This window comes from Streptomyces sp. NPDC004658, assembly GCF_040609555.1.
Taxonomy (GTDB): domain Bacteria; phylum Actinomycetota; class Actinomycetes; order Streptomycetales; family Streptomycetaceae; genus Streptomyces.
Genome location: NZ_JBEXKG010000224.1, coordinates 1 through 9,578, shown reverse-complemented (window position 1 = coordinate 9,578; position 9,578 = coordinate 1). Strand labels below are relative to the sequence as shown.

The 9,578-nt window shown below is 72.2% G+C and carries 5 protein-coding genes and 1 pseudogene; 4 read left to right on the top strand and 2 right to left on the bottom strand.

All coding sequences use genetic code 11. From position 1 onward, the window contains the following. The first annotated feature begins 236 nt into the window (after positions 1–236). On the top strand, positions 237–2,777 hold the full coding sequence (locus tag ABZV94_RS37820) for a discoidin domain-containing protein (protein WP_356348934.1): 2,541 nt from the start codon (positions 237–239) through the stop codon (positions 2,775–2,777). A 19-nt stretch (positions 2,778–2,796) separates the two neighbouring features. Here ABZV94_RS37820 and ABZV94_RS37815 read toward each other — a convergent pair whose 3' ends face one another. After that, the gene (locus ABZV94_RS37815; protein ID WP_356348931.1) at positions 2,797–3,738 is read right to left on the bottom strand and encodes a helix-turn-helix transcriptional regulator; all 942 of its coding nucleotides are present in this window, start codon (positions 3,736–3,738) and stop codon (positions 2,797–2,799) included. Between the two features lie 132 nt (positions 3,739–3,870). Here ABZV94_RS37815 and ABZV94_RS37810 point away from each other — a divergent pair, with 132 nt between their 5' ends. Beyond that, a complete protein-coding gene (locus ABZV94_RS37810; protein ID WP_356348929.1) occupies positions 3,871–4,221 on the top strand; it encodes an ANTAR domain-containing protein in 351 nt (116 codons plus the stop codon). A gap of 63 nt (positions 4,222–4,284) precedes the next feature. Here ABZV94_RS37810 and ABZV94_RS37805 read toward each other — a convergent pair whose 3' ends face one another. Continuing rightward, positions 4,285–5,451: an amidohydrolase gene (locus ABZV94_RS37805; protein WP_356348926.1), complete on the bottom strand. Its 1,167-nt coding sequence runs from the start codon at positions 5,449–5,451 to the stop codon at positions 4,285–4,287. Positions 5,452–5,589: 138 nt separating this feature from the next. Between ABZV94_RS37805 and ABZV94_RS37800 the strand changes: the two genes are divergently transcribed. Further along, entirely contained in the window at positions 5,590–7,053 is a 1,464-nt protein-coding gene (locus tag ABZV94_RS37800; RefSeq protein WP_356348924.1) for an ornithine decarboxylase, read from the top strand. Between the two features lie 405 nt (positions 7,054–7,458). Next, a pseudogene (locus ABZV94_RS37795) lies at positions 7,459–9,477 on the top strand (catalase); the annotation flags it as partial. Positions 9,478–9,578: the final 101 nt, after the last annotated feature.

The window sequence follows — 9,578 nt, the reverse complement described above, 5'->3', positions numbered from 1 at the left end:
ACCGGCCGTCGGACCGCCGTGGTGCGCGCTCCCGCCTGCGCCGGCGGCGGACGCACCGCGGCCGGACGGACCCCTTCCTCGATCCCGGCCGGAGGCCGGTGACCGCGTGCTCCGGTGGGCCGGTCGAAGGATCTCGTGTCGAAGGCTTGTGGCCGGGTTGGTTCATCACTTAAATCAAAACATGAACTAAGCCATGGGCCGCGCCCGTTGAACCCCCACCCGTCTGGAGCCGCCGAATGAGACTGAGATCCCTGGGAGCAGCGCTGGCCGCCACGGCCGCGCTGCTCGCCCTGCCCACCACGCACCCCTCGGCCACCGCCGCCGAAACCCCCTTGTCGCAGGGGAAGTCCGCCACCGCGTCGTCCGAGGAGAACGGCGCCACCACCGCCGCCAAGGCCGTCGATGGCGACACCGGGACCCGCTGGTCCTCGGCCGCGACCGACGACCAGTGGGTCCGGGTCGACCTCGGGAGCACCGCCACCGTCACCCGGGTCGTCCTGAACTGGGAGGCCGCGTACGGCAAGGACTACAAGGTCCAGATATCCGGGGACGGGAACGCCTGGACCGACCTGAAGTCCGTCACCGGCTCCGACGGCGGCACCGACACGCTCGACGTGTCCGGCCAGGGCCGCTACGTCCGGATGCTCGGCGTGCACCGGGCCACCCCCTGGGGCTACTCCCTGTGGGAGTTCCAGGTGTACGGCACGACGGACGGCGCCCAAGCGGGCTGCGGCACCGCGAACGCGGCCCAGGGCAAGGCCGCCACGGCCTCCTCCACCGAGAACGCCGGCACCCCCGCCTCCGCCGCCGTCGACGGCGACACCGGGACCCGCTGGTCCAGCCAGGCCGCCGACCCGCAGTGGCTGCGGATCGACCTCGGCTCCGTCCAGGACCTGTGCAAGGTGGACCTGAACTGGGAGGCCGCCTACGGCAAGGACTTCCAGATCCAGGCGTCCTCGGACGGCCAGAGCTGGAACACCCTCAAGAGCGTCACCGGGGCCACCGGCGGCACGGCGTCCTACGACGTCAGCGGCTCCGGCCGGTACGTCCGCATCTACGGCACCGCCCGCGGCACCGGCTACGGCTACTCCCTGTGGGAGGTCGCCGTGCACACCGGCACCACCGGCGTCCCGCCCGTCCAGGGCGGCGGCGACCTCGGCCCGAACGTCATCGTCGTCGACCCCTCGACCCCGGGACTCCAGCAGAAGTTCGACGACGTCTTCGCCAAGCAGGAGTCGGCCCAGTTCGGCACCGGCCGCTACCAGTTCCTGCTCAAGCCCGGCACCTACAACAACATCAACGCCCAACTCGGCTTCTACACCTCGATCTCCGGCCTCGGCCTGAACCCCGACGACACCCAGATCAACGGGGACATCACGGTCGACGCGGGCTGGTTCAACGGCAACGCCACCCAGAACTTCTGGCGTTCGGCCGAGAACCTCGCCCTCAAGCCGGTCAGCGGCACCGACCGCTGGGCCGTCGCCCAGGCCGCGCCCTTCCGCCGCATCCACGTCCAGGGCGGCCTCAACCTCGCCCCCAACGGCTACGGCTGGGCCTCCGGCGGCTACATCGCGGACTCGAAGATCGACGGCACGGTCGGCCCGTACTCCCAGCAGCAGTGGTACACCCGGGACAGCTCGGTCGGCGGCTGGACCAACGGCGTGTGGAACATGACCTTCTCCGGCGTCCAGGGCGCCCCCGCCACCAACTTCGACAGCGGCCCGTACACCACCCTGGACACCACCCCGGTCTCCCGCGAGAAGCCGTTCCTCTACCTCGACGGCTCCGCCTACAAGGTGTTCGTCCCCGCCAAGCGCACCAACGCCCGGGGCGTCTCCTGGCCCGCGAACGCCGGCACGTCGCTCCCGCTCGACCAGTTCTACGTGGTCAAGCCGGGCGCCACGGCCGCCACCATCAACCAGGCCCTCGCCCAGGGCCTCAACCTCCTGTTCACCCCCGGCGTCTACCACCTCGACCGGACCATCGACGTCACCCGGCCGAACACCGTCGTCCTCGGCCTCGGCCTCGCCACCCTCGTCCCCGACAACGGCGTCGACGCGATGCACGTCGCCGACGTCGACGGGGTGCGGCTCGCCGGATTCCTCATCGACGCGGGCCCGGTCAACTCCGACACGCTGCTGCGGATCGGCACCCCCGGCGCCGACGCCGACCACTCCGCGAACCCCACGACCATGCAGGACGTGTTCATCCGCGTCGGCGGAGCCGGACCCGGGCTCGCCACCAACTCCGTGGTGGTGAACAGCGACGACGTCATCATCGACCACACCTGGCTCTGGCGCGCCGACCACGGCAGCGGCGTCGGCTGGGACACCAACCGCGCCGACTACGGCCTGCGCGTGAACGGCGACGACGTCCTGGCCACCGGCCTGTTCGTGGAGCACTTCAACAAGTACGACGTCTACTGGAACGGAGAACGCGGCCGGACGATCTTCTTCCAGAACGAGAAGGCCTACGACGCCCCGAACGCCGCCGCCATCACCCACGACGGCATCACCGGCTACGCGGCCTACAAGGTCGCCGACTCCGTCACCGCGCACGAGGCGTGGGGCCTGGGCAGCTACTGCAACTACACGTCCGATCCGTCGATCGTCCAGGCACACGGCTTCCAGGTGCCCGTGACCCTGGGGATCAAGATGCACGACCTGCTGGTGATCTCCCTCGGCGGCAAGGGCCAGTACGCGCACGTCGTCAACAGCACCGGCGCACCCACCTCGGGCACCGACACGGTCCCGTCCAAGGTGACGTCCTTCCCGTAGGACACCCGCCGGTCCCCGGTCAGCCGCCGGCCAGGGTCTCGTGCGGGGCCCTCCGGTAGGTGTCCCGGTACAGGGAGGCGAAGCGGCCCGGGTGGTGGAAGCCCCACCGGGCCGCGATCTCCGTGACCGTGGCCGTGCCGGGGTCGGCGCTCACCAGCTCGTGATGGGCGTGCGCCAGCCGCACCCGGCGCAGCTGGGCCAGCGGAGTGGTGCCCAGGTGCCGGCGGAAGGCGTACTGCAGCGCGCGTACCGTCACATGGGCCGCGGCGGCGATGTCCGCGACCGTGACCGGCTGGTCCGCGTGGTCGTCGATGTAGGCGAGCGCGCGGCGCAGCACCGCCGGGTGCGCGTCGGCGTCATGGGCGGCGGGCTCGTCCAGCGCCGTGTTGGGGAACGCGGCCAGCACGCTCGCCGCCAGGTGCTGGGCGGCCGTGGCGGCGATCAGCGGCTGGTCCGCGATCTCGGCGTCGGACAGCACGTCGTCCCGCAGATGGGCGATCGTACGGCTGAGGTGGCGCGCCGCGGCGGCCGAGCGCGGGCGGTGCCCGGTCAGCCGCACCGGTCGCGAGCCGTCCCCGGCCACCTGGGCGAGCAGCGCGGGGTCCAGCATGGTGATGTTGTAGCGGGCGTTGCAGATGCGGCCCGCGTACGGCAGGTCCGGTGGCGCGAACATCACCACGTCACCGGGTCCGAAGGAGTCCTCGACACCCTGGAAGCCGTGGTCCCGCACGGTTCCCTCGTGCACGACGCACAGGCAGATCCGGCCCAGCGGTGACACCGAGTAGGCCATCTCGAAGTCGAGCGCGAGTTCGTCGACGCTCAGCGTGGGGATGCCGGCGCGGTGGATCCGGGCACGGGTCGAGCCGGGCGTCCCGCTGGCGATGCGCATCCTGGCGTAGGCACGGCTGAGGAAATCCTCCGTCACGTCCAGGTCGTGACTGTCGAAGGTGAGGGTGTCCATGTCCCCCCGGCTGCCCCCGAACCGCGGTTCCAGGGCACCTCGACCAGCGATTTTTCGTTTTCTGTACGGCCTCTTGCCCGGTTGTTCGCCTGGCGGCTGGCGCTCGGCGGCCGGGCTGCGGAGGGTGAGCGCATGATCGGTCGTGACGAGCAGACGGACCAGCTGGAGGCACTCCGGGAGGAGGTGGAGCAGCTGCGTCATGCCCTCGGCGCGCACGCCCTGGTCGACCAGGCGATCGGCGTGGTCATCACCGTGGGCGGACTGCGTCCCGAGCAGGGCTGGGAGGTGCTGCGGCACATGTCGCAGCACACCAACATCAAACTGCGGGAGGTCGCGCGCTGCCTGGTGGAGTGGCCGGCGCGCCGCCAGGTGCCCGAGGTGATCCGCCGGGCCCTGCCCGCCGCCGTCGAGCACGTGCGCAGCCAGGCCGAGGCCGCCGGCCGGGAGGACGAACGCGAGGTCCGCTGCGGCCGGCCCGGCTGAACGACCGGGCAGCAGTACGACAGGAGGAAGCGCAGTGCGGGGCCGCCGGCGGGTTCGCGGCCGTCAGTCCGCCGTCAGGTGCAGGTCCGCCCACGCGCGCCCGCGCAGGTCCGCGTCGCCCAGGATGTCCACCGCCGTGCAGGCCAGCGCCTCCACCACCGCCGTCAGCACCCGGCGGGCCTGATCGGAGGCCGCGGCCTCGGCGAACTCCGGCGTGTGGTCGGAGCCGTCGGCGCCCGTGATCGCGACGAAGGGGTGGATGGCGGGCACCCGGCCGCTGACGTTGCCGATGTCGGAGGAGCCCAGGTAGACGCCGGGCGTGGGCGCGGTGAGCGTGATGCCGGCGCGGTCCAGGTGCCCGGCGAACCGCTCGGAGAGCACCGAGCTGTCCCGGAAGTGTTCGTACCGCACGCTCGCGCGTTCCACCGTGACGCCCGTGCCGGTCGCCAGCGCCACCCCCTCGGCGGCGGTGCGCAGCTGGTCCGCCAGCTCGTCCAGGGCCGCCGTCGTGACCGCCCGCAGTCCGAAGCGGCCCTCGGCGTACTCCGGGACGATGTTCGTGGCCGTGCCGCCCTCGGTGATGATCCCCTGGACATGGGACCCCTCCGGCAGCCGCCGCCCGAGCGCGGACAGGACGTTGAACAGCTCGACCAGCGCCGCGAGCGCGTCGATGCCCTCCGTCGGGTTTCCCGTCGGGTGCGCGGCCCGCCCCCGGAAGGCGACCCGGTACTGCTCCTGCGCGGTCAGCGGCGCCCGCACCCAGTCGTACACCCCGGGGTGGAACATCAGGGCGGCGTCCACCCCGTCGAAGACGCCCGCCTCCACCTCCAGGGCCTTGCCGCCGCCGCCCTCCTCGGCCGGCGTGCCCACCGCGAGGACCGTGCCCCCGGTGCCGTCCCGCACTGCCTGGGTGACGAGGGCCGCCCCGAGGCCCGCCGCCGCGATCAGGTTGTGCCCGCAGGCGTGCCCGAGCCCGGGCAGGGCGTCGTACTCCAGGGGGAAGGCCACCACCGGCCGGCCCTCGCCCGAGCGGGCCGTGAACCCGGTCGGCAGCCCCGCGGCCTCCCGCCGCACCGCGAACCCCGCGCGTTCCAGCTCCCCCGTGAGCAGTTTCACCGCCCGGTGCTCGGCGAACGCGGTCTCCGGATCCGCGTGCAGGGTGGTCGCCACGGTCCACAGCGCGTCGGCGCGGCGCGCGGTCTCCTCCCGGATCCGCTGGTACTGCGACACGAGGCCTCCTGTAGTTCGGCGGGCGTCTTCCGTGCCCGCCGGGTTCCACCGAACGGCTCTCTGACACCGGCGCGTGTTTGGGCAGCGCGGCCGGTGCAACACGGTGGATGCGGCACCGACCAGCTCAGGAGGACAGCCATGGATCACTCACGCGTACCCGTCCTGGAGGCTCTTCAGGAGTTCCGGCGGCGAGGTGACGTGGCGTACGGGCCACCCGGGCACAAGCAGGGCCGCGGCACCGATCCCCGGGTGGCCGAGATCCTCGGTCTGGACGTCTTCCGCTCGGACGTGCTCAGCCTCAACGGCCTGGACGACCGTCGCCAGTCCCAGGGCGTGCTGGAGCAGGCGCAGGAGCTGATGGCGGACGCGGTCGGCGCCGAGCACGCGTTCTTCTCCACCTGCGGCAGTTCCCTGTCCGTGAAGACCGCGATGTGCTCGGTCGCCGGACCGGGGGAGAAGCTGCTGCTGTCCCGCAACGCCCACAAGTCGGTCATCGCTGCGGTGATCATCAACGGGGTGGAGCCGATCTGGGTCCACCCCAAGTTCGACCCCGAACGGCACATGGCCCATCCGCCCGAGGCCGACGACGTGCGCAACCGCCTGCGCGAACACCCCGACGCCAAGGGCATGCTGCTGATCACACCCACCGACTGGGGCACCTGCGCCGATGTGCGCGGGGTCGCCGACGCCTGCCACGCCTTCGACGTCCCGCTCATCGTGGACGAGGCGTGGGGCGCCCACCTGCCGTTCCATCCGGGCCTGCCCGTCTGGGGCATGAACGCGGACGCCGACCTGGTCGTCACCAGCGTCCACAAGATGGGCGGCGCGATCGAGCAGAGCTCGGTGTTCCACCTCCAGCACGACCGGGTCTCACCCACCGTGCTCAAGCAGCGCGAGGATCTGCTCGGCACCACCAGCGCCTCCAGCCTGGTCTACGCGGCCCTCGACGGCTGGCGGCGGCAGATGGTGGAACAGGGCCACGACCTGCTGGACGCGGCGCTGCACCGGGCCGAGCGCGTCCGGGCCCAGCTGCGCGAGCTGCCGGGGCTGCGGGTGATGGGCGGCGAGGTGATCGAGGAGGACCTCGCGGCCGAGTTCGACCCCCTGAAGATCGTCGTCGACGTGCGCGACCTCGGCGTCAGCGGCATGCAGGCGGCCGAGTGGCTGCGCGCCAACTGCCACGTCGACGTGGGAGGCTCGGACACCTGCCGGATCAGCGCCTCCATCACCCACGCCGACGACGACGAGACCGAGAAACTGCTGGTGGAGTCCGTGCGCTCGCTGGTGGACCGGGCGGACACCATCGAGCGGCGGCCCGCCGTGCACCTGCCCGAGCCCCGCGCCCTGGAACTGGAGCAGGCGCTTCTGCCCCGGGAGGCCTTCTTCGGCCCCGCCGAGGACGTGCCCGCCGAGCAGGCCGTGGGCCGGATCGCCGCCGAGACGATCAGCCCCTACCCGCCGGGCGTGCCGGTCGTGGCGCCGGGCGAGGTGATCACCGCGGAGGTCGTCGACTACCTGCGCAGCGGTATCGCCCACGGCTTCCTCGTCCCGGACGCGGCGGACTCCTCCCTGGAGACCCTGCGCGTCGTGGCGCGCCGGTGAGCGGCGGCCCGGGGCCGTACTCCCGGGCCCGTCCCCGACCTGCGGCGGACGGGGTCAGCGCCTAGGGTGGCCTGTGCGGGCGGCCGCCGGGTGACCGCCCGCCCCGGGTCAAGAAGCCGGCCCTGCTGACCAATACGTCCTCGGCAGGGGGCACTTGGCCCTGCCGGTGGTCCCCGGGTCCGGACCAGCGCGTCCGGCGGGCCTCCCGCCCCGGCAACTCGATGGGAGACGGCCCGACTTCACCCCGACCGGAAATCCCCCCGATTCCCGGTTTCGGACGCCCCGGCCCGGGGACCTCGGTACGAGCCCTGCCATACAGGGCACCGCTTTCACTGCTCTCACCACTTTCAGCCGAGTGCCCTCGCCGGGCGGGCCCGCCCGTGACCACCGAAGGAATGGGAACTGATGAGCGAGACCAACCCCCTGAAGCGAGCCGCGGACAAGGTGGCGGACGCCCTGCAGGGTGGGCCGGCGGGCCCGGAGGACGGCATCCCCGGCAAGCCGGGACCCAAGTCGCCGCCGGTCGCCGAGCCGACCGACCCCCACGAGCCGTACCCGCCCAAGCCCGACCAGAGCGGCCCGGACACCGTCTCGCCGACCGGGCAGCCGACCGGCGCCGACCAGGCGCGGATGGCGCAGAGCGGCAGCTACCTGACCAACGCCCAGGGCACCCGGCTGTACGACACCGACCACTCCCTCAAGGCGGGACCCCGCGGACCGGTCCTCCTCCAGGACCACCACCTGCGCGAGAAGGTCATGCACTTCGACCACGAGCGCATCCCCGAGCGCGTGGTCCACGCCCGCGGCGCCGGCGCGCACGGCGTCTTCCGCAGCTACGGCACCGCCGCCAACGTGACCAAGGCGGCCTTCCTCGCCGAGGACGTCGAGACACCGGTCTTCGTCCGCTTCTCCACCGTCCTCGGCTCCCGCGGCTCCTCCGACACCGTCCGCGACACCCGCGGCTTCGCGACGAAGTTCTACACCAGCGAGGGCGTCTTCGACCTCGTCGGCAACAACATCCCGGTGTTCTTCATCCAGGACGCCATCAAGTTCCCGGACGTCATCCACGCCGGCAAGCCGCACCCGGACCGGGAGATCCCGCAGGCGCAGAGCGCCCACGACACCTTCTGGGACTTCGTCACCCTGCACACCGAGGCCACCCACCACACCCTGTGGAACATGTCCGACCGGGGCATCCCGCGCTCGTACCGCACGATGGAGGGCTTCGGCGTCCACACCTTCCGCCTGGTCAACGCCGCCGGGGAGACGACCCTGGTGAAGTTCCACTGGAAGCCGAAGCTGGGCGTGCACTCCCTGGTCTGGGAGGAGGCCCAGATCATCAACGGCGTCGACCCCGACTTCCACCGACGGGACCTCGCCGACGCCATCGAGGCGGGCGCCTACCCGCAGTGGGAGTTCGGCATCCAGACCTTCCCCGACACCCCCGACCAGACCTTCGAGGGCATCGACCTGCTGGACCCGACGAACATCGTCCCCGAGGAACTGGCCCCCGTGCAGCCGATCGGGCTGCTCACCCTCGACCGCAACCCGTCGAACTTCTTCGCCGAGACCGAGCAGGTCGCCTTCCACGTCGGCCACCTCGTCCCCGGCATCGACATCACCGACGACCCGCTGCTCGCCGGCCGGCTCTTCTCCTACCTGGACACCCAGATCACCCGGCTCGGCGGCCCCAACTTCCCGCAGATCCCGATCAACCGGCCGCACTCGCCCGTCAACGACATGCTGCGCGACGGCTTCCACCAGACGGCCGTCCACCGGGGCGTGGCCCCCTACCGCCCCAACTCCCTCGACGGCGGCTGCCCGTTCGCCCCCGGGGCGGACCTCGACGGGGCGTACGTCGAGACCCCCGTCCGCGTCCCCGAGGCGACCAAGGTCCGCGAGGCGCCCGAGTCGTTCCAGGACCACTTCAGCCAGCCCCGCAGGTTCTGGCTGAGCATGAGCCCGGTGGAGCGCGAGCACATCATCGGCGCCTACACCTTCGAACTCGGCAAGTGCTACGAGCAGGCCATCCGGGAACGGGCCTTGCAGGTGCTGGCCAACATCGACCCGGAGCTGTGCGAGGGCGTCGCCGCCGGCCTCGGCCTGCCCGCCCCGGCCCCCACGGTGCCGCTCGCCGACGTCGATCCCAGCCCCGCCCTCTCCCAGGTCGGGCACACCTGGCCCACCGACGGCCGGATCATCGGCGTCGTCACCGGCCCCGACGGCGACCTGGACGGCGTACGGGCCGTACGCCAGGAAGTGCTCGACGGCGGCATGGTCCCGCTGATCGTCGCACCCACCGGCGGCACCCTCGGCGACGGCGCGGACGCCCTGACCGTCCAGCGGACCTACGCCACCGCGCGCTCCGTCGAGTTCGACGCGCTGCTGGTGGCCGGCACCCCGGGCGTGGGCGCCGACGCCTACGGCGCCCGCCGGACATCGGGGCGGAGGTAGGGGCGGGGTGAGCGCGGGTCCTTCTGGCCGAGCAGCCGCTGTACTTCGTCGAGTGAGCCACCGGCATCGGC

Excerpts from the sequence above, each read along its gene's own strand:
- ABZV94_RS37820 (WP_356348934.1), top strand. The coding sequence starts at position 237 with ATGAGACTGAGATCCCTGGGAGCAGCGCTGGCCGCCACGGCCGCGCTG.
- ABZV94_RS37815 (WP_356348931.1), bottom strand. The coding sequence starts at position 3,738 with ATGGACACCCTCACCTTCGACAGTCACGACCTGGACGTGACGGAGGAT.
- ABZV94_RS37810 (WP_356348929.1), top strand. The coding sequence starts at position 3,871 with ATGATCGGTCGTGACGAGCAGACGGACCAGCTGGAGGCACTCCGGGAG.
- ABZV94_RS37800 (WP_356348924.1), top strand. The coding sequence starts at position 5,590 with ATGGATCACTCACGCGTACCCGTCCTGGAGGCTCTTCAGGAGTTCCGG.